Origin of the sequence: Actinoplanes sp. L3-i22, from assembly GCF_019704555.1 — a bacterium.
Classification (GTDB): domain Bacteria; phylum Actinomycetota; class Actinomycetes; order Mycobacteriales; family Micromonosporaceae; genus Actinoplanes.
The window spans coordinates 7102902-7122635 of the sequence record NZ_AP024745.1 but is presented as its reverse complement, the minus strand read 5'-3'; the positions used below and the strand labels follow the sequence as shown (position 1 = coordinate 7122635).

Annotated in this window: 13 protein-coding genes; 11 read left to right on the top strand and 2 right to left on the bottom strand. The window is 72.3% G+C overall.

The window, feature by feature from the left end; all coding sequences use genetic code 11:
* Positions 1 to 152 precede the first annotated feature (152 nt).
* From L3i22_RS32050 to L3i22_RS32030, 5 genes are all read left to right on the top strand, one after another.
* Positions 153 to 647, top strand: a complete 495-nt coding sequence (locus L3i22_RS32050) for a DUF1269 domain-containing protein (RefSeq protein ID WP_221321227.1) — start codon at positions 153 to 155, stop codon at positions 645 to 647.
* A 10-nt stretch (positions 648 to 657) separates the two neighbouring features.
* On the top strand, positions 658 to 2310 hold the full coding sequence (locus L3i22_RS32045) for a SulP family inorganic anion transporter (protein ID WP_221321226.1): 1653 nt from the start codon (positions 658 to 660) through the stop codon (positions 2308 to 2310).
* A gap of 24 nt (positions 2311 to 2334) precedes the next feature.
* Positions 2335 to 4929, top strand: coding sequence for a glucosidase (locus L3i22_RS32040; protein ID WP_221321225.1), 2595 nt, complete (start codon positions 2335 to 2337; stop codon positions 4927 to 4929).
* A complete protein-coding gene (locus L3i22_RS32035) occupies positions 4929 to 6272 on the top strand; it encodes an alpha-amylase family glycosyl hydrolase (protein WP_221321224.1) in 1344 nt (447 codons plus the stop codon). Before L3i22_RS32040 ends, L3i22_RS32035 begins: the two co-directional genes overlap by 1 nt.
* Positions 6273 to 6386: 114 nt before the next feature.
* Complete coding sequence (locus L3i22_RS32030; RefSeq protein WP_221321223.1) at positions 6387 to 8996, top strand: LuxR C-terminal-related transcriptional regulator; 2610 nt, start codon at positions 6387 to 6389, stop codon at positions 8994 to 8996.
* An 11-nt stretch (positions 8997 to 9007) separates the two neighbouring features.
* Here the strand turns inward: L3i22_RS32030 and L3i22_RS32025 are convergent, their stop codons facing one another.
* Entirely contained in the window at positions 9008 to 9448 is a 441-nt protein-coding gene (locus L3i22_RS32025) for a hypothetical protein (protein WP_221321222.1), read from the bottom strand.
* A 277-nt stretch (positions 9449 to 9725) separates the two neighbouring features.
* On the opposite strand from L3i22_RS32025, the gene L3i22_RS32020 reads away from it, so the two are divergent.
* Positions 9726 to 12353, top strand: a complete 2628-nt coding sequence (locus L3i22_RS32020; protein WP_255657323.1) for a LuxR C-terminal-related transcriptional regulator — start codon at positions 9726 to 9728, stop codon at positions 12351 to 12353.
* Here L3i22_RS32020 and L3i22_RS32015 read toward each other — a convergent pair.
* A complete protein-coding gene (locus tag L3i22_RS32015) occupies positions 12325 to 13170 on the bottom strand; it encodes a YhjD/YihY/BrkB family envelope integrity protein (RefSeq protein WP_221321221.1) in 846 nt (281 codons plus the stop codon). The two genes, L3i22_RS32020 and L3i22_RS32015, sit on opposite strands and share 29 nt — an antisense overlap.
* Positions 13171 to 13347: 177 nt before the next feature.
* On the opposite strand from L3i22_RS32015, the gene L3i22_RS32010 reads away from it, so the two are divergent.
* The 5 genes from L3i22_RS32010 to argF are packed head-to-tail and all read left to right on the top strand — an operon-like array spanning position 13348 to position 19732.
* The gene (locus L3i22_RS32010) at positions 13348 to 15195 is read left to right on the top strand and encodes an alkaline phosphatase family protein (protein ID WP_221321220.1); all 1848 of its coding nucleotides are present in this window, start codon (positions 13348 to 13350) and stop codon (positions 15193 to 15195) included.
* 58 nt (positions 15196 to 15253) lie between these two features.
* Positions 15254 to 16090 carry a class II glutamine amidotransferase gene (locus tag L3i22_RS32005; RefSeq protein WP_221321219.1) on the top strand — a complete coding sequence of 279 codons (837 nt, stop codon included), beginning with the start codon at positions 15254 to 15256 and terminating at the stop codon, positions 16088 to 16090.
* Positions 16087 to 17451 (top strand): amino acid permease, encoded by a 1365-nt coding sequence (locus tag L3i22_RS32000; RefSeq protein ID WP_221321218.1) that lies wholly within the window; start codon positions 16087 to 16089, stop codon positions 17449 to 17451. The genes L3i22_RS32005 and L3i22_RS32000 overlap by 4 nt, the downstream gene beginning before the upstream one ends.
* Positions 17452 to 17464: 13 nt before the next feature.
* Complete coding sequence (locus L3i22_RS31995; RefSeq protein ID WP_221321217.1) at positions 17465 to 18685, top strand: arginine deiminase; 1221 nt, start codon at positions 17465 to 17467, stop codon at positions 18683 to 18685.
* A gap of 45 nt (positions 18686 to 18730) precedes the next feature.
* Positions 18731 to 19732 (top strand): ornithine carbamoyltransferase, encoded by a 1002-nt coding sequence (argF, locus tag L3i22_RS31990; protein WP_221321216.1) that lies wholly within the window; start codon positions 18731 to 18733, stop codon positions 19730 to 19732.
* Positions 19733 to 19734: the final 2 nt, after the last annotated feature.

The following is a 19734-nucleotide window of genomic DNA, read 5'->3' as shown; positions in this document are numbered from 1 at the left end:
GGGGCATCGCCCGCCGGGGATGAACGACCCGCAGCGGCGTCGTGGCCCGGGGGGAAAGCCCGCCCGGCCGGCCGGGGAAGTCATCCGCGTGGAATGAGGATCGTGGCGGCGGGACGTGGCTGACTATCGGCATCAATCGGAAGGAGCACGTCATGGCAACACTGGTCGCCATCGGATATCCCGACGAGACCACGGCGACAGCAGCGTCGCTGGAGGCAAACCGGCTGGCCAAGGACATGATCATCCAACCGGACGCGATCGCCGTGATCATCCGGGACCGCGAGGGCAAGTTCCACGTGACGACCAACCATCACGCGGTGGGCGGCGGCGCGACCTGGGGCATGTTCTGGGGTCTGCTGTTCGGGATGCTGTTCTTCATCCCGGTCCTGGGCATGGCGGTCGGCGCCGGCCTGGGCGCGCTCACCGGCAAGATCGCCAAGGGGGCGATCAACAAGGAGTTCCAGGAACGGATCCGCGAGGAGCTCCAACCGGGAACATCGGCGCTGTTCCTGGTGGTCGAATCGGTCACGCCCGACAAAGCGGTCGAGTCGTTGAGCAAGTTCGGCGGCACGGTGCTCAAGTCGTCGCTGCCGAAGGAGACCGAGGAGGAACTGCAGGAGGCGCTGCACGGCGCCCCGGTCCAGTAAGTTTCCCCGCATGACGAGTCGACGCCGCCCGGCCTGGCCGGGCGGCGTCACCCGTCCCGGCCGGGATCTGCTCGCCGGGCTGGTGCTGACCACGCTGCTGGTCCCGCAGGGCATGGCCTACGCCGAGCTGGCCGGGCTGCCCGCGATCACCGGGCTCTACACCACGATCCTCTGCCTGGTCGCCTACGCGCTGATCGGCCCGTCGAAGGTGCTGGTCCTGGGCCCGGACTCGTCGCTCGGCCCGATGATCGCCGCGGTGCTCCTGCCGATCGTCGCGCGGGGCCACGACCCGGTCGCGCTGGCGTCGACGCTGGCCCTGATGACCGGGGCGATGATGACCATCGCCGCGGTCGCCAAGCTCGGCTTCGTCGCCGACCTGCTGTCGCACCCCACCCAGCTGGGCTACCTCAACGGGCTGGCGCTGACCATCCTGGTCGGGCAGCTGCCCAAGCTGTTCGGGTTCTCGGTGGACGGCGACGGGCTGTTCGCCGAGGCCGCCGGGTTCGCCCGCGGGGTCGCCGCCGGGGAGACCGTGCCGGCCGCGCTGGCGATCGGCGCCGGTGGGCTGCTGGTGATCCTGCTGCTGCGGCACTGGTTCCCGAAGGTCCCGGGCATTCTGCTCGTCGTGGTCGGCGCGACCGTCGCGGTGCCGGCGTTCGATCTGGACGTCCACGTCGTCGGCGCCCTGCCGCCGGGTCTTCCGCCGTTCACGCTGCCGGCGGTGGGCTGGGACGTGCTGGGGCCGCTCGCGATCGGCGCGCTGGGCATCACGCTGGTGTCGGTCACCGACACGATCTCCACGGCGTCCGCCTTCGCCGCCCGGACCGGGCAGGAGCTGCGCGGCAACCGGGAGATGCTCGGCATCGGCGCGGCGAACCTCGCGGCCGGGCTCTTCCAGGGCTTCCCGGTCAGCACCAGCGGCTCCCGGACCGCGGTCGCGTTCCAGGCCGGGGCGCGCAGCCAGCTGACCGGGCTGGTCGGCGCGGCGGCGATCACCCTGCTGCTGGTCGTCGCGCCGGATCTGCTGCGGAACCTGCCGCAGCCGATCCTGGCCGCGGTGGTGATCGCCGCGTCGCTGTCGCTGGCCGACGTGGCCGGCATGCGGCGGCTGTGGCGGCAGCGGCGGATGGAGTTCGCCCTGGCGGTGGCGGCCTTCGCCGGGGTCGCGGTGGCCGGCGTGCTGGCCGGCATCGCGGTCGCGGTCAGCCTGTCCGTGCTCAACGTGTTCCGGCGCACCTGGTGGCCGTACCGGACCGTGCTGGGCCGCCCGGCCGGCGTCAACGGCTACCACGACCTGCAGGTCTTCCCGGACGCCGAACAGGTGCCGGGCATCGTGGTGTTCCGGTTCGACGCGCCGCTGATCTTCGCGAACGCCCGGACGTTCCGCGACGAGGTACGCGTGCTCGCGCACGCCCCGGCGCCGCCGCGGTTCATCGTGATCGCCGCCGAGCCGATCACCGACGTGGACACCACCGCCGCGGACATGCTCAAGGACCTCGACGAGGAGCTGAACGCGGCCGGGATCTCGCTGGTCTTCGCCGGGATGAAGACGCCGGTGCGGGCCAAGGTGGACCGGTACCAGCTGACCGGCACGATCGATCCGGCGCACTTCTACCCGACGGTCGGGGACGCGGTTTCAGCCCTGCGGGAGGATGCCGGCTGACGCCCGGCTGCCGAGCCTGACGGCATGACGACTAATGCCGAGCAGGGGCGCCTTCGGGACGCCGACAGCGGCGCCGTGCACTGGCGGCGCTGGGGTCCCTATCTGAGCGAGCGGCAGTGGGGGACGGTCCGGGAGGACTACAGCCCGGGCGGGGACGCGTGGGACTACCTGACCCACGACCAGGCACGGTCGCGGGCCTACCGGTGGGGCGAGGACGGGATCGCCGGGTTCAGCGACGAGCGGCAGCAGCTCTGCCTGGCGGTCGCGCTGTGGAACGGGCGGGACCCGATCCTGAAGGAACGTTTCTTCGGCCTGACCAACGCCGAGGGCAACCACGGCGAGGACGTGAAGGAGTACTACTTCTACGTCGACGCCACGCCGACGCACTCCTACCTGCGGATGGTCTACAAGTACCCGCATGCCGAGTTCCCCTACAACGACCTGGTCGCCACGAACCGGGAGCGGGGCCGCGGCGACTTCGAGTACGAGCTGCTGGACACCGGGATCTTCGCCGACGACCGGTACTTCGACGTGGTCGTCGAGTACGCCAAGGCCGGCCCGGAGGAGATCCTCACCCGGGTCACCGTGCACAACCGGGGGCCCGAGGACGCCCAGCTGCACGTGCTGCCGACGGTCTGGTTCCGCAACACCGGCGCCCAGGCGCGACTGTCCGCCGACGGCGCGGACGGCACCGTGCGCGCCAACCACGAGCGGCTCGGCGAGCGGTGGTGGACCTGCCTGGACGACGCGACGGTGCTGTTCACCGACAACGCCGACGGGCGCAAGGACGCGTTCGGCCGGTACCTGATCCAGGGGGACAAGGAGGCGGTCAACCCCGGCGGCGCCGGGACCAAGGCCGCCGCGGTGGTCACGGTGACCATTCCGGCGGGCGGTTCTCATTCCGTACGGACGAGGCTCGGTGACCGGCAGCCCGGCGCGAGTGACCGGGATGCCGCCGCCTTCGACGAGATCGTCGAGGCCCGCCGCGCCGAGGCCGACGAGTTCTACCGCGACCTGTTCGCCCCCGCGCTCGGCGAGCCGGAACGCCAGGTCGCCCGGCAGGCGCTGGCCGGGATGATCTGGTCCAAGCAGTACTTCGGGTACGACGTCGAGCAGTGGCTGACCGAGCACGGCCGGGACCCGCTGCACGCGCCCGGCATCCGCAACGGCGAATGGTTCCACCTGGACGCGCACGACATCATCTCGATGCCGGACACCTGGGAGTACCCCTGGTTCGCCGCGTGGGACCTGGCGTTCCAGGCGGTCGCGCTCAGCGTCGTCGACCTGGCGTTCGCGAAGAGCCAGCTGGACCTGCTGCTGAGCCGCCGCTACCTGCACCCGAACGGGCAGATCCCGGCGTACGAGTGGAACTTCGGCGACGTCAACCCACCGGTGCACGCCTGGGCCACCCACCTGGTCTACGAGCTGGAGAAGGCGCGGACCGGCAGCGGTGACCACGACTGGCTGGAGCGCGCCTTCCACAAGCTGGCCAAGAACTTCACCTGGTGGGTCAACCGCAAGGACGTCGACGGGCGCAACGTGTTCCAGGGCGGCTTCCTCGGCCTGGACAACATCGGGGTGTTCGACCGCAGCGCGCCGCTGCCCACCGGCGGCCACCTGGACCAGGCCGACGGGACCGCGTGGATGGCCCTGTACTGCCAGAACATGCTGCAGATCGCGCTGGAGCTGGCGGTCGAGGACCCGGTCTACGTGGAGGAGGCGCAGACCTACTTCGAGCACTTCGCGTACATCGCGACCGGCAGCGCGACGATGTGGGACGAGGAGGACGGCTTCTACTACGACCTGCTGCGGCTGCCCGACGGGTCGTCGCAGCGGCTGCGGGTGCGGTCCATGGTGGGGCTGCTGCCGCTGGCCGCGGCGACCGTCTACGACCCCGCGGTGGTCGCCCTGCACCCGGAGATGATCACCGAGGGGCGGGCGTTCCTGGCCCGGCACGAGACGATCCGGGTCAGCGACGGGCACGGGCGGCTGCTCGCGCTCTTCGACGCGGACCGGCTGCGCCGGATCCTCGCGCGGATGCTGGACGAGCAGGAGTTCCTCAGCCCGTACGGGCTCCGGTCACTGTCGAAGTTCCACCAGGAGCACCCGTTCGAGTTCCGGGTCGGCGACGAGGTGTACGAGGTGCCGTACCGGCCGGCCGAGTCGGACAGCGGCATGTTCGGCGGCAACTCGAACTGGCGCGGCCCGGTCTGGTTCCCGGTGAACGCGCTGATGATCCGGGCCCTGCTGAACCTGTACGTGGCCTACGGCGACGAGTTCACCGTGGAGTGCCCGACCGGCTCCGGCCGGCAGATGACGCTCTTCGAGGTGGCCCGGGAGATCTCCGACCGGCTCACCGGGATCTTCCTGCCCGACGCCCGGGGGCAGCGGCCCTGCTACGGCGGGCAGGAGACGTTCGCGCGGGAGCACTGGCGGGACATGATCCTGTTCGCCGAGTACTTCCACGGCGACAACGGGGCCGGTCTCGGCGCCGCGCACCAGACCGGCTGGACCGGCCTCGTGGCGGTGTTCCCGAACCTGTTCGCCGGCCTGGACGGCCGGGACCTGCTGGCCCAGGGGATGGCCGGGGTTTTCCACAAGTTCTCCGGGGAGGCGTGATGGGACCGGTCATCTACGAGATCAACGCCTGGCCCTGGCTGGCCGGGCTGGGCGTCACGCTGGGCGAGGTGCCCGACGAGGTCTGGGACGAGGTGGCCGCGCCCGGGGTGGACGCGGTCTGGCTGATGGGCGTCTGGGAGCGCAGCCCGGCCGGGACCGCGATCTTCCGCGACCGGTCCCCGGAGACGCCACCGGAGGAGATCTCCGGCTCGCCCTACTGCGTGCGGGGCTACCGGGTCGACGAGCGGCTCGGCGGGCCGGAGGGCCTGGCCCGGGCCCGCGAGCAGCTGCGCAGCCGGGGCGTGCGGCTGTTCCTGGACTACGTGCCCAACCACGTGGCCCCGGACCATCCGGCGGTGACCGAGCATCCGGAGTGGTTCGTCCACGAGCACGGGGTGATCGCGCACGGCCGTGACCCGTACTTCCCGCCGTGGCCGGACGTGCTGCAGCTGAACGCGTTCGCGCCGGGGATGCGGGACGCCACGGTGGCCGCGCTGTCCGGGATCGCCGAGCAGTGCGACGGGATCCGCTGCGACATGGCAATGCTGATGATCAACGAGATCTTCGCGCGGACCTGGGGCGACTCGGCCGGCCCGCCGCCGGCGGAGGAGTTCTGGCCGCTGGTGATCGGGCGGCTGCGCGAGCGGCACCCGGACGTGGTGCTGGTCGCCGAGGCCTACTGGGAGACCGAGTGGCTGCTGCAGAGCCAGGGCTTCGACCACTGCTACGACAAACGGCTCTACGACCGGCTGGTGCACGAGGACGCCGGGTCGATCCGCAAGCACCTCGGCGCCGGGCTGGAGTACCAGGACAAGCTGATCCGCTTCCTGGAGAACCACGACGAGCCGCGGGCCGCCGCGACGTTCCCGGCCGGGCGGGCCCGGGCCGCGGCGGTGGCGATCGCCACGCTGCCCGGCGCGACGCTGTGGCACGACGGGCAGTTCGAGGGGCGGCACATCCGGCTGGCGGTCCAGCTGGCCCGGTTCCCGCAGGAGCCGGCCGATCTCGAGCTGCGTGCCTTCTACCGCCGGCTGGTGGCCGCCGCCGAGCAGGTGCGGCAGGGCACGTGGCGGCTGCTGAACACCACGGGCTGGCCGGACAACCAGTCCCATCAGGATCTGCTCGCCTGGGCCTGGGACTCGGCCGTCGTGGTGATCAATTTCTCGGACCACCCGGTGCAGGGGCGGGTCGAGATGCCCTGGACCGGGCCGCGCCACGGGGACCGGCGGCTGACCGACCGGCTCGACGGCCGGGTCTTCGAGCGATCCGGCGCCGATTTGGCCGATTCGGGGCTGTATGTCGACCTGCCGCCCTGGGGAACGCATGTCCTCTCCATCGGGTGACGTTCTCGATACTGAAGGTTATGGATTATCCGATCCGGACGATGCGCGGGGGTGCTAGTGCCGGGAGTCTGAACGAGGAGATCGAAATGGGGTCGGCCTCGGAGGTAGATAAACGTGTCCATCGAACTGATCGCTGACTCACCTGGCATATCTGATTGCGACGCGGACGGTTCCCTGCTCGCCTCGAAGTTCGCGGTTCCGGCCGCTCCGCCGTTCATGGTGGCGCGGCCGGCCCTGCTGACCCGGCTGAGTGAGGGCGTCCGCGGCCCGGTCACCCTGGTGACCGGGCTGGCCGGCAGCGGAAAGACGCAGCTGCTGGCCTCGTGGGTGCGCGCTCGGCCGGTGGACTGGCCGATAGCGTGGGTCACCTGCGAGAACGGGGACGAACCGGCGGCCACCCTGTGGTCGTACGTTCTGGAGGGCCTGCGCCGCGCCGGCGTGCCGGCCCCGGAACCGGCCGTTCCCGGCGCCGCCGCGAGCCGGGCGGTCCTCGCCCGGCTCGCGGCGATCATCGACCAGCAACGCACCCCGGTCGTCCTGATCCTGGACGGCGCGGCCCAGCTGCCCGGCCGGGAGTGGGCGGCCGGGCTGGAGTTCCTGCTGGCGCACTCGGACGGCCTGCGGGTGATCCTGACCGGCCGCTGGGATCCGCCGCTGCCGCTCTACCGCTACCGGCTGGCCGGCCAGTTGCGTGAGGTGCGCACCGCCGACCTGGCGTTCACCGCCGACGAGACGGCCCGGCTGATGGAGCTGCACGGCGTGCCGCTGGCCGGGCCGGAGGTGGCCGCGCTGCTCGACCGGACCGAGGGCTGGGCGGCCGGGATCCGGCTCTGCGCCTGCGCGATGCAGGGCAGCGCGGACGTGACGCGGATGGTCACCACGATCTCCGGTGACGAGTCGACGATCGCCGAGTACTTCATCGGCGAGGTGCTGCGCACCCAGCCGCCGGCGATCCGGCGGTTCCTGCTGGAGACCAGCGTGCTGGACACGTTCTCCGCCGACCTCGCCGCGGCGGTCACCGCCCGGCCCGACGCGGCCCGCATGCTCGCCGCGTTGACCAGGGAGAACGCGTTCATCCAGCCGGTCGGCGACGGCGCCGACCTGTTCCGTTACCACCGCCTGTTCGCCGAGCTGCTGCGCGCCCAGCTGGCCTGGGCCGAGCCGGAGCACGTGGCGATGCTGCACCAGCGGGCCGCACGCTGGCTGTCGGAGCACGGCCGGCTCAACGACGCGGTCGGCCACGCCGTGATCGCCGGGGACTGGGCGACCGCCGCGGCCATGGTGGTCGAGGACTTCGCGATCGGGCGACTGATCGTCGAGGGCAGCGCCGGGCGGCTCGGAGGACTGCTCGGTGGGCTGCCGGACCACCTGGACCTGCCCGAGGTGGTGATGGTCCGGGCCGCGCTGGCCTACGGCGACGGCCGCGTCGACGAGGCCCGCGAGCTGTTCGCGCTCTCCGGGAACCTGCTGGCGATCCAGGGCAGCGACTGCGGCGAGGGGCTGACCCTCTCCTGTTTCCTGCTGCAACTGCTGCTGCTGGCCGGCGGCCCCGAGCCGGAGCGGGCCCAGGAGCTGGCGCCGGTGGCGCACGCGTTCCTGGCGGTGGCGCCGGGCCGGAAGCTGGCCCGGCACCCCGAGCTGCGGGCGCTGCTGCTGGCCGCCGAGGGGGCCGCGCGCAGTGCGTGCGGCGACGTCGAGGGCGCGGTGGAGACGCTCACCGGGGCCGTGGCGGCGGCCCCGGCCGGGTGCGAGACGCTCACCATGGACTGTCTGCGGACGATCGCGGTGCTGGAGGCGTACCGGGGCCGGCTGACCCGCGCGGAGAGCGCGGCGCGGCAGGCGCTCGACCTGGCCGGGCAGTGCGGTCTCGACCGGGCGCACCGGCCGGTGGCGGCCGAGGTGGTGCTGGCCTGGGTGGCCCTGGAGCGCTACGACATCGAGACGGCCGACCGGCATCTGCGCGGCGCCCAGCTCAGCGAGGACCCGCTCGCGGTCGCCGCCTACGCCGTCGTGCGCTCCCGCCGCCTGCAGGTGCGCGGCGAGCTGCGCGGCGCGCTGAACGCCCTCGCGCCGATCCCGCACGCGCCACCGTGGCTGCGCCGGGAGATCGACCTGGGCCGGGCCCGGCTGCTGATCGGCGCGGGCCGGGCGGAGGAGGCCGCCGTGGTGCTCGCCGATCAGCCGATGCCGTACCCGGCCGACGTGGCCATGCTGGACGCCGCGCTGGCCTTCGCCCGGGGTGAGCCGCACCGGGCGCACGAGGTCGCCCGGACGGTCGCCGACGCCGCAGGGGTGGCGGCGCCGGTGGCCCTGGACGCGTGGCTGCTGCTGGCGATGCTGGCGGCCGGTTCGGACGACGCGGCCGGCGCGCGGGAGGCGCTGCGCCGGGGTCTGCGGGTGGCCGGGCCGGAGCACCTGCGGCGGCCGGTGCACCAGGCGTGGGGCGCGCTGCGCCGGGTGTTGCGCGACGACGAGAAGCTGGCCGCGCTGGGCGGGGGCCAGCACCAGCCGGTCACCGACCCGGTCGTGGTCGAGGCGCTCAGCAAGCGCGAGCTGGACGTGCTGCGCGGGATGTCCGAGATGCTGCCCACCGAGGAGATCGCCGCCTCGATGTACGTCTCGGTCAACACCGTCAAGACGCACGTCCGCAGCATCCTGCGCAAGCTGTCCGCGTCCCGGCGCAACGAGGCGGTGCGCCGGGCGCGGGCCCTCAATCTGATCTAGGAAAATCTGATCTAGGAGCGGCGGACGTCCCGGCCGTGTGTGCACAGCGCTGTGATGATCAGCACATCCATGCCGATCAGTATCGTGCACCACACCGGGGCGGCGGCCAGGAACAGGAAGTGCAGCAGGGCGCCGAGGAAGGCGATCAGGACGCCGATGATCCGGGCCCACAGCTTGCCGAGCAGCACCCCCGCGCCGGCGGCCAGCGACACCAGGCCGAACAGCAGGTGGGTCCAGCCCCAGGCGGCGTAGTCCATCTGGAGCAGCGAGCCGCTCGACGTGACCAGGTAGTACTCCTCGTGGTAAAGGGCGACTCCGCCCTCGGTCACCTGGAACACGCCCAGGCACAACATCATGATGCCGGCGAAGATCACCACACCGGACCAGCCGGTGACGGACGGGGCCGGGGCGTCGGCGCCGGCCGGACGTTCACTCACATAACTGTTCGACATGGTTTCCAGGAGACGTCGTGGCGCGGATCGGCGCCTCACACGTCAGGGGTGAACGTGCTTGATCGTGCAACTTGCACGACGGAATGCTCCTCTCGTGCGAATACGGGGGGTTGCTGAGTGTGCACCCCCTGTGATTGCGTGTCGGGGTGGTTCAGGCGGTCCGTCACTGATCGTCACCGTGGCGTTACGAGGGTGGTGTTCCGTACCAGTAAGTTGCGGCTTCAAGTGACAGAGGGTGATGCCGCCCGTTTCTGTTCATTCGGGGGTGGGAGGGTACATGCGTGAGCACCGGGGCAACGGCCCGCCGACGGTGATGGCGACGGCCCGGGTGGCCCGTCCCCGGCTGCCACGGGGAGTCATCTGGCGGGCCCGGACCGCCGAGGCGCTGGACACCGGGATCCGGCACGCGGTCACGCTGGTCTGCGCCGGCCCGGGCTGGGGCAAGACCGCGTGCGTGTCCGCCTGGGCCGGGGCCCGCTCGATCGCCGGGCCGATCGCCTGGCTCGAGCTGGACGCGGGGCACAACGATCCGTACGTCTTCTGGTCCGACCTGATGCGCGCGCTGCGTACCAGCGGCGTGGTGCGTCCCGGCCAGGTCGTCCCGGACCGCGGGCCGCTGCTCGGGGTGGACGGCCCGGCCTTCCTGCGCCGGCTCGGCTCCGGTCTGGGCGGCGCGCCCGCCCCGGTCGTGATCGTCCTCGACGACCTGCAGGAGATCACCGAGCCGCGGGTGCTGAGCGCCCTGGCCGGCCTGCTGCGCAACCCGCCGGAGCGGCTGCGACTGGTCCTGATCAGCCGCACCGAGCCGGAGCTGCCGCTGCACCGGTTGCGGGCGGCCGGCGAGCTCACCGAGATCCGGGCGGCCGACCTGGCGTTCCGGGTCGAGGAGGCGGCCGAGCTGGTCGCACTGCGCGGCGACCGGATGCCGGCCGCCGAGCTGGCCGCGCTGGTCCGGATCACCGAGGGCTGGGGCGCCGGGCTGCGGCTGGCCCTGGACGCGCCGCCGGGCGTGGCCCCGGACGAGGCGGCCGCCGACTACCTGATCCGCGAGGTGCTGACCGCGCAGCCGCCGCAGATCCGGGAGTTCCTGCTCTCCACCAGCCTGCCGGACCGGATCTCGGCGAGCCTGGCCGAGGCGCTCACCGGCCGGCGCGACGGGCAGCAGGTCCTGGATCAGCTGCAGCGTGCCAACCTCTTCCTCGACCGGGCCGGCGGCGGCGGCTGGTTCCGCTACCACCGGCAGTTCCGCGCCGCGCTGCGCCGCCGCCTCGGCGAGGAGCAGACCGACGGCCTGAACCGGCTGCACCTGCTCGCCGCCGGCTGGCACGCCAAGGAGGGCCGGCCGCTCACCGCGCTCGTGCACACCGCCTCGGCCGGCGACTGGACCGCGGTCAGCCGGCTGGTGGCCGACTACGGGATCCCGCTGTTCGTGTCGTCGGACCGGGCGGAGCTGGCCGAGCTGATCCGCGGCATCCCGTTCGACCGGCTGCCGGAGACCGCGGAGCTGGCCCTGTGCGCGGCGCTGTCCACCTACGCGATGGGCGACGTGGCCGGGGTGCAGCGGCAGATCCTGCGGGTCCGGCGCCTGCTGAACGGTCGCGACGACGCCTGCCGCCGCTCGGTCGGGATGGCGCTGGACATCCTGGAGGCGACCATGGTGGCCCGGTGGCAGGGCGACATGCCCCGGCTGCTGGAGCACACCACCCGGGTGCTCACCCAGCTGGCCGGGCTGCGCTGGGACCAGGTGCCGGCGATGCCGCAGTACCGGGCGATCGCGCTGGCCAACAAGGGCATCAGTCTGCTCTGGTCGGGTCAGCTCGACCACGCCGACCGCTACCTCTGGGCCGCCGCCACCGGCGCCCGCGCGGCCGGCACCCCGCTGATCGAGGCCAACGCGCTCGGCCACCTGGCCCTGCTCGGCGCGGTCCAGGGCGCCCTCGGCGAGGCCGGCGACCACGCGGCCGCGGCGCTCGGCGTGGCCCGCCGGGTCGACGCGGAGAACCGGATGACGGCCGCCCCGGCGTACCTGGCCCAGGCGGTGATCGAGCGGGAGCGGGGCAACGAGGCCGGCACCGAGGAGGCGTTGCGGCACGCCCTGCACGCCAGCGGCGACAACCCGGAGGCCGCGCTGACCGTGCTGACCGGGACGCTGCGGGCCAACCTGCTGCTCGACCGCGGTGAGCCGCACACCGCCCGGGCGGTGCTGAGCAAGGTGATGGAGGAGGCCGGGGCGCGACTGGACGCGCCGATCCTGCGGCGCATCGCCGACCTGGCGCAGAGCGACGTCGAGCTGGCCCTGGACGATCCGTGGCCGGTGCTCACCCGCTACGCCCACCAGGACGGCCTCTACCCGCCCGAGCAGCTGCGGCTGGCCCAGGCGTACCAGATGGCCGGGCATCCGGGCCGGGCCGAGGCGGTGCTGTCGGTGCTGCACGAGGGCCCGGACCGGATCGCCGCGGTGTCGGCGTGGCTGCTCACCGCCCTGGCCGCGGACACCCAGGGCCGTGGCGCGCGGGCCGGCGAGGCGCTCGGCCGGGCCCTGGCCGCCGCCGAGCCGGACCGGATCCGCCGGCCGTTCCGCCGCTTCGACGCCGGCCGGATCATGGCGCTGGCCGAGCGCCAGCAGTGGCTGGTCGAGTCGCGCGGCCCGGCCGGCGACAGCGTCCTCGCCGAGATCACCGGGGAGATCCCGATCGGCACCCCGCCGACCGCCGGCCCGCTCAGCGAACGCGAGATCGAGGTCCTGCAGTACCTGCCGACCGTGCTGACCGCCGGGGAGATCGCCGAGAACCTGGGGATCTCGGTGAACACGGTCAAGGCGCACATGCGCTCGATCTACCGCAAGCTGGGCGCCGGTCGCCGTCGCGAGGCCGTCGTCATCGCCCGTCAGCTGGGCCATCTGTGAACCGGCCGCCGGTCACCATGCCGCCGATCACGGCGGACAGCAGCAGGCAGAACGAGAGGACGTAGAGCCAGCCGAGGTAGCTGAAGGCGAGCCCGATCGTGCCGTACCGGTCGGTGCTGGACTGCAGCGCCCGAGGCAGGTAGATCGCTCCGCCGGCCCGCACCGCGACCATCATCAGCCCGAACGCCACCCCGCCGGCCAGCAGCGGCCCGCGCGGCGCGCCCGCGCCCAGCAGCAGCCAGGGCAGCAGGACGGCCAGCGCCACGTCCGCGACCAGCTTCACCACCACCCCGGTCACGTTCGGCAGCGGCAGCAGCGACGCCACCCAGCCCAGCAGGCGCGCGAACAGCAGGAACCCGACCAGGGCCAGGACCGTCCCGATCTGCCGCCCGGTCGCCGCCGCGCCGGCCGGCCCCCGCTCGACCGTCCACACCGCCCGGTAGGACCGGACCAGCGCCCGGCTCAGCCCGGTCGCCGACAGGATCACGATCAGGCAGCCGACCACGCCGAACGCGTTGCTGCGACTGCCGCTCAGCGCCGTCTGCACCAGTTGCTCGCTGGTGTCCGGCAGCTGCAGCAGCCGGGTGAGCCGCTCCCGGTAGGCCGGGCCGAGCAGCGCCGCCAGCATGATCAGCAGCGGGAAGATCGACGTGAACGACTGCGCGGCGAGGGTCATCGACCGGTCGAAGATCTGCACCCGGACCAGCTCGCCGGCGCCGTGCAGCAGCACCCGGCCGAGGCGGCTGCCGAGGATCAGCGCGGCCCGCGGCCGCAGCCACAGGGGAATCCGGTCCAGCGGACCAGCGGGCTCGGGCATCGCGGTAACCTCCAGCTCCGCCGTGGTTTCCGCGCCAATCTCCGCGATCCGGCGCCGGGCCGCCCCATCCCGGGCGGGTGAGACCCATTCGGGGGTACGGCCGTAGCCCCGCGCCCGCCCCCCGGTTCATCCGGCCGGAGTGACGCCCGTCCGCCGCCCGGCCGCCAGGCTGGGGCGATGCGGGTCACGGCGCTGGTGTTCACGGTGGCGCTCGGCGCGGGCGCACTGGGGCTCACCATCGCCCTGCTGCCCGGCGTCAGCGCGGACGACGGCCGGGCGGTGCTCGTCGCCGCGGTCACCATCGGGCTGCTCGGCGCCGCGCTGCGCCCGGCCCTGGTCCGGCTGCTCTCGGCGGTCGGCTGGATCGGGGTGGTCGGCGGCTGGCTGCTCTGCCAGGCGCTGCTGGTCTACGCGGTGCTGCTGCTCACCCCCGGCGTGCACGTCGACGGGTTCGCGGCGGCGTTCGGGGCGGCCTGGCTGGGCGCGGGGTTGACGAGCACGGGGCTCTGGGTGGTCACGGCGGGACAGGACGGCGTGGTCACTCAGCACCTGCTCCGGGTCAACCGGCACTTCCGGTCGAGCGTGCCGCACACCGACGAGCCCGGTCTGCTGATCATCCAGATCGACGGGCTGTCCGCGCCGCTGGCCCGCTGGGCGATCGAGGCCGGGAACCTGCCGACGCTGGGCCGCTGGCTCGCCGACGGCAGCCACGCGATGGCCGAGTGGTACGCCCGGCTGCCCGCGACCACGCCGGCCAGCCAGGCCGGGATCCTGCACGGCGCGAGCGACCAGGTGCCGGCCTTCCGCTGGTACGAGAAGGACACCGGCCGGATGATCGTCACCAACCGCCCGCGCGACGCCGCCCTGGTCGAGACCCGCTGCTCGGACGGGCACGGGCTGCTCGCCGCCGGCGGGGTGAGCGTCAGCAACGTGTTCTCCGGCGACGCGCCGACCTCGCTGTTCACCATGAGCACCGCGCGCCGGGCCCGGTCCGGGCCGCGGCGGTACGTGTCGACCTACCTGCTCGACCCGTTCGGGCTGACCCGGTCGCTGATCCTGACCTGCGGCGAGATCCTCAAGGAGCTGCACCAGGCCCGCCGGCAGCGGCTGCGCCGGGTCCGGCCGCGGATGCGCCGCGTCTGGTCCTACGTGCTGCTGCGGGGCGCCACCAACGTGCTGCTGCGCCACCTCAACCTGGCCGTGCTCGCCGAGCACACGATGCGCGGCGCGCCCGTGGTGTACTGCGACTTCGTCGACTACGACGAGATCGCGCACCACGCCGGGCCGGCCCGGCCGGAGGCGCTGGCCGCGCTGGAGGGCATCGACGCGGCGCTGGCCATCCTCGAGGAGGTGGCCGCGGCGGCGCCCCGGCCGTACCGGTTCGTGGTGCTCTCCGACCACGGGCAGAGCCTGGGCGCGACGTTCGCCCAGCGCTACGGGACCGGTTTCGAGGAGCTGGTCGCGGGGCTGGTCCGTACCGGAAACGAACCACCGCGAGCCACGGCGGACCCGGCGGAGATCGTCGTGGCCGCCTCGGGAAACCTCGCCCTGATCTATTTCGCGCAGCGAAAGGGACGGGTGACGCTGGAGGCGATCGAGGAGTCCTTCCCGGAACTGATTCCGGGGCTGGCCGGGCATCCCGGGATCGGCTGGGTGCTGGTCCGCTCCGAGCGGGAGGGACCGATCGTGATCGGTCGCGACGGGCGCCGCTGGCTCGACGACGACCACGTCGAGGGCGTCGACCCGCTGCTCGACTTCGGGCCGCACGCCGCCGGCGACCTGCGCCGGCACGACCGGCTGGCGAACACCGGCGACCTGGTCGTCAACAGCCTCTGGGACCCGGTCACCCAGGAGGTCGCGGCGTTCGAGGAGCTGATCGGCTGCCACGGCGGGCTGGGCGGCGGGCAGAGCCGGCCGGTGCTGATCCACCCGCGGGACTGGGCGCCGCCGGGCGAGCTGGCCGGCGCCGACGAGGTCTACCGGTACCTGCGCGGCTGTCTCGGCAAGCTCACCCCGCCGGGGTGAACCCCCCGGCCGGTACGGCGATGACGATGACCGGCATCAACCTAGAGAGGGAGCCGCGATGTGCCGGTGGCTGGCTTATTCGGGCACGCCGATCCGCCTCGAAGAACTGCTCTACAGACCGCGTTTCTCGCTGATCGACCAGAGCCTGCACTCCCGGTACGGCGTGGAGACCACCAACGGTGACGGCGTCGGCGTCGGCTGGTACCCGGTGGACGGTCCCGGCGAGCCGGCCCTGTTCCGCGGGGTCGGCCCGGCCTGGAACGACGCCAACCTGCGGGAGATCGCCCGGTCCACCTCGTCGCCGCTGTTCCTGGCGCACATCCGGGCCAGCACCGGCACCGCGGTGCAGCAGACCAACTGTCACCCGTTCCGGCACCAGAACTGGTTGTGGGTGCACAACGGGTCGATCCGCGAGTTCGCCAAGCTCCGGCGGGACCTGCTGCTCGCCGTCGACCCGCGGCTGTTCCCGACGATCGAGGGGTCGACCGACTCCGAGGTGATGTTCCACCTGGCGCTGACGTTCGGGCTGCGGGACCGGCCGGTCGCCGCGGTCGAGCGGATGGCCGGGCTGGTCGAGGCGGTCGGCCGCACCCACGGGGTGCCGGACCCGCTGCAGATGACCGTGGCCACCACCGACGGCGACCGGGTCTGGTGCTTCCGCTACTCCAGCGAGGGCCACAGCCGGTCGCTGTACTACAGCACCGAGACCGGGGCGCTGCGCGCGCTCTACCCGGAGAACCAGCAGATCCAGCGGCTCTCCGAGGAGACCCGGCTGGTCGTCTCCGAGCCGCTCGGCGAGCTGGAGGGCGCCTGGCAGCCGGTCCCGGAGTCGTCCTACGGCATCATCCAGAAGGGCGATGACGAGCTGGGCCGCTTCGAACCGGCCGCGCCGTGAGCGCCGACAGCGCCGTGGGCGCCGAGACCCGGACCCTCGGCCTGCCGCAGGCCACCGCGCTGATCCTCGGCACGATCATCGGGGTCGGGATCTTCAACCTGCCGTACTCGCTGGCCGGGATCGGCCCGATCAGCATCGTCGCGATGGCGCTGACCACGGTCGGCGCGCTGGCCCTGGCGCTGATGTTCGCGGTGCTGTCCCGGCGGCTGCCGGCCGACGGCGGGCCGTACGCGTACGCCCGCGCGGCGTTCGGCAACACGGTCGGCTTCGTCAACGCCTGGTCGTACTGGATCACCGCGTGGGCCGGCAACGCCGCGATCGTCACCGGCTGGGTCTTCTACGTCGAGCACTTCGTCAACAAGGACGGCGCGAAGGGCTGGTCCATCCTGATCGCCCTGGTCGGCCTCTGGGTCCCGGCGATGATCAACCTGTCCGGCGTGAAGAACATGGGCGCGGTCCAGCTCTGGACCACCGTGATCAAGTTCGTCCCGCTGCTGATCATGTCCACGATGGGGCTGTTCTTCATCAGCACGGCCAACTTCCACCCGGCCAACGTCAGCGGCGAGAGCGACTGGCAGGCGATCGGCAGCGCGATGGCCATCTGCCTGTTCAGCTACCTCGGCGTGGAGTGCGCCGCGGTCGCCGCCGCCAAGGTCCGCGACCCGGCCCGCAACGTGCCCCGGGCCACCGTGCTCGGCACGCTCGGCAGCGCCGTGGTCTACCTGCTCTCGATGATCGCGGTGTTCGGCATCGTGCCGCTGACCACGCTCGGCGAGGACAAGGCGTCCTACTCGGCGGCCGCGAACATCATGGCCGGCGGTGGCACCTGGGCCGGCGACCTGACCGCGCTCGCGGTGATCGTCTCCGGGCTCGGCGCGCTCAACGGCTGGACCATGATCTGCGCCGAGATGCCGCTGGCCGCGGCGAAGGACGGGGTGTTCCCGGCGCTCTTCGGGAAGCTGTCGAAGCGCGGGGTGCCGACCGCCGGGATCCTGTCGTCGACCGTGTTCGGCAGCCTGGCCATGACGGTCAGCTACATGGGCACCAGCGGGGCCACGGTCTTCAACACGCTGGTGCTGATGACCGGGATCACCGCCGCCATCCCGTACGCGTTCTCCGCGCTCGCCCAGCTCAAGTGGCGGGTCAAGGGCCGGCTCACCCGGGACGCCGTGATCGCCGTGCTCGCCCTGGCCTTCTCGATCCTGTTCGTCTGGTACTCGCGCAACACCGGGCACGACCACTGGTACGTGGTCTGGGGCCCGTTCCTGATGGCCGGCGCCGCGTTCCTGCTCGGCGTGCCGGTCTATCTCGCCGTCCGCAAGCACATGACCGCGCCGCCGCCGGTCCCCGCCCACGAATGACCCGGGAGAGCACATGCCATTCCACGTCGACTCCGAGACCGGCCGGCTGCGCCAGGTGATCCTGCACCGCCCCGGTGTCGAGCTCAGCCGTCTCACCCCGGACAACGTCAGGGACCTGCTCTTCGACGACATCCTCTGGGCGCGCAAGGCCCGCGAGGAGCACGACGCGTTCGCCGAGGTGCTGCGCGAACGCGGGATCAAGGTGCACTACTTCGCCGAGCTGCTGGCCGACGTGCTGGACATCCCGCACGCCCGGGCCTGGATCCTGGACCGGATCATCACCGAGGACACCGTCGGGCCGACCCTGGCCGGGCCGCTGCGCCGGCTCGCCGAGCAGGCCGAGAGCGGGAAGCTCGCCGAGTACCTGATCGGCGGCGTGCTCAAGCAGGAGCTGGCCGGCTTCACCGTGAACAGCCTGCGCTGGGAGCTGATGGGCGCCGACGACTTCGTGCTCACCCCGCTGCCCAACCACCTGTTCCAGCGGGACAACTCGGCCTGGATCTACGGCGGGGTCAGCGTCAACCCGATGGCGATGGCGCCCCGGCACCGCGAGTCGGTGCACAGCTCGGCCATCTACCGCTTCCACCCGATGTTCACGATGGCCGACTTCGACATGTGGTACGGCGCCGACGACAAGCCGCACCAGCCGGCCACCCTGGAGGGCGGCGACATCCACGTGCTCGGCAACGGCGCGGTGATGATCGGGCTGGGCGAGCGGTCCACCCCGATGGGCGTGGAGAACCTGGCCCGCAACCTGTTCCTGGCCGGGGCCGCCACCAAGGTGATCGCCATCGAGCTGCCGCACTCGCACGCCATGATGCACCTCGACACGGTGATGACCATGATCGACCGGGACACCTTCGTGATGTACCCGTACCTGCACGACGCCCTGCGGTCGTGGACCGTGCGGCCCGGCGACGACGAGGACGGGCTCGACGTGGTCCGCAACGACGACCTGTTCGCCACGATCGCCGAGACCCTGGGGATCGACAAGATCCAAATCTTGGAAACCGACGAGGACGTACGGGCGGCCCAGCGCGAGCAGTGGGACGACGGCAACAACTTCCTCGCCGTCGAGCCCGGGGTGATCGTCGGCTACGAGCGCAACGTCACCACCAACACGTACCTGCGCCGGCACGGCATCGAGGTGATCACCATCGCGGGCAGCGAACTGGGCCGGGGCCGCGGCGGGCCGCGCTGCATGACCTGTCCGATCGAGCGCGACGCCGTCTGAGCTCGTCGCGCCCTTCACGCCCGTACCGGATAAGGAGCTTTTGACGTGTCAGTGAACCTGCGCAACCGCAGCTTCCTCAAGGAACTCGACTTCACCCCCGACGAGTGGCGCTTCCTGCTGCGGCTCGCCGCGCAGCTCAAGGCGGCCAAGTACACCGGCACCGAGGTGCCCCGGCTGACCGGCCGCAACATCGCGCTGATCTTCGAGAAGACCTCGACCCGCACCCGCTGCGCGTTCGAGGTGGCCGCCCACGACCAGGGCGCGCACGTCACGTTCCTGGACCCGGGCAGCACCCAGCTCGGCCACAAGGAGTCGGTCAAGGACACCGCGCGGGTGCTCGGCCGCTTCTACGACGCGCTGGAGTACCGCGGCTTCGGCCAGGAGGGCGTGGAGACCCTGGCCCGGTACGCCGGCGTCCCGGTCTGGAACGGGCTCACCGACGAGTGGCACCCCACCCAGACCCTCTGCGACCTGCTCACCATGCGCGAGCACACGGTCAAGCACGACAACGAGGTGGCGTTCGCGTTCCTCGGCGACGCGCACAACAACATGGGCAACTCGCTGCTGATCGCCGGCGCGATGATGGGCATGGACGTGCGGATGGTCGCCCCGGAGTCGCGGTGGAACCCGGACGAGGTGATCAAGGCGGCGAAGGCGATCGCCGAGACCACCGGCGCCCGGATCACCCACACCGAGGACGTCGGCGACGGCGTGCGCGGCGCGGACTTCCTCTACACCGACGTGTGGCTGTCGATGGGCGAGCCGAAGGAGGCCTGGGACGAGCGGATCCGGCTGCTCAAGCCGTACCAGATCAACGCCGACGTGGTCCGCGCCGCGGCCAACCCGGCGGTCAAGGTGATGCACTGCCTGCCGGCCTTCCACGACCGGCGCACCAAGGTCGGCGAGGAGATCTACGAGCACACCGGACTCGACGCCCTGGAGATCACCGACGACGTCTTCGAGTCGCCGTACTCGATCGTCTTCGACCAGGCCGAGAACCGGATGCACACGATCAAGGCGATCATGGTCGCCACCCTGGGGGTCTGACG

Excerpts from the sequence above, each read along its gene's own strand:
- L3i22_RS32050 (WP_221321227.1), top strand. The coding sequence starts at position 153 with ATGGCAACACTGGTCGCCATCGGATATCCCGACGAGACCACGGCGACA.
- L3i22_RS32045 (WP_221321226.1), top strand. The coding sequence starts at position 658 with ATGACGAGTCGACGCCGCCCGGCCTGGCCGGGCGGCGTCACCCGTCCC.
- L3i22_RS32040 (WP_221321225.1), top strand. The coding sequence starts at position 2,335 with ATGACGACTAATGCCGAGCAGGGGCGCCTTCGGGACGCCGACAGCGGC.
- L3i22_RS32035 (WP_221321224.1), top strand. The coding sequence starts at position 4,929 with ATGGGACCGGTCATCTACGAGATCAACGCCTGGCCCTGGCTGGCCGGG.
- L3i22_RS32025 (WP_221321222.1), bottom strand. The coding sequence starts at position 9,448 with ATGTCGAACAGTTATGTGAGTGAACGTCCGGCCGGCGCCGACGCCCCG.
- L3i22_RS32020 (WP_255657323.1), top strand. The coding sequence starts at position 9,726 with ATGCGTGAGCACCGGGGCAACGGCCCGCCGACGGTGATGGCGACGGCC.
- L3i22_RS32015 (WP_221321221.1), bottom strand. The coding sequence starts at position 13,170 with ATGCCCGAGCCCGCTGGTCCGCTGGACCGGATTCCCCTGTGGCTGCGG.
- L3i22_RS32010 (WP_221321220.1), top strand. The coding sequence starts at position 13,348 with ATGCGGGTCACGGCGCTGGTGTTCACGGTGGCGCTCGGCGCGGGCGCA.
- L3i22_RS32005 (WP_221321219.1), top strand. The coding sequence starts at position 15,254 with ATGTGCCGGTGGCTGGCTTATTCGGGCACGCCGATCCGCCTCGAAGAA.
- L3i22_RS31995 (WP_221321217.1), top strand. The coding sequence starts at position 17,465 with ATGCCATTCCACGTCGACTCCGAGACCGGCCGGCTGCGCCAGGTGATC.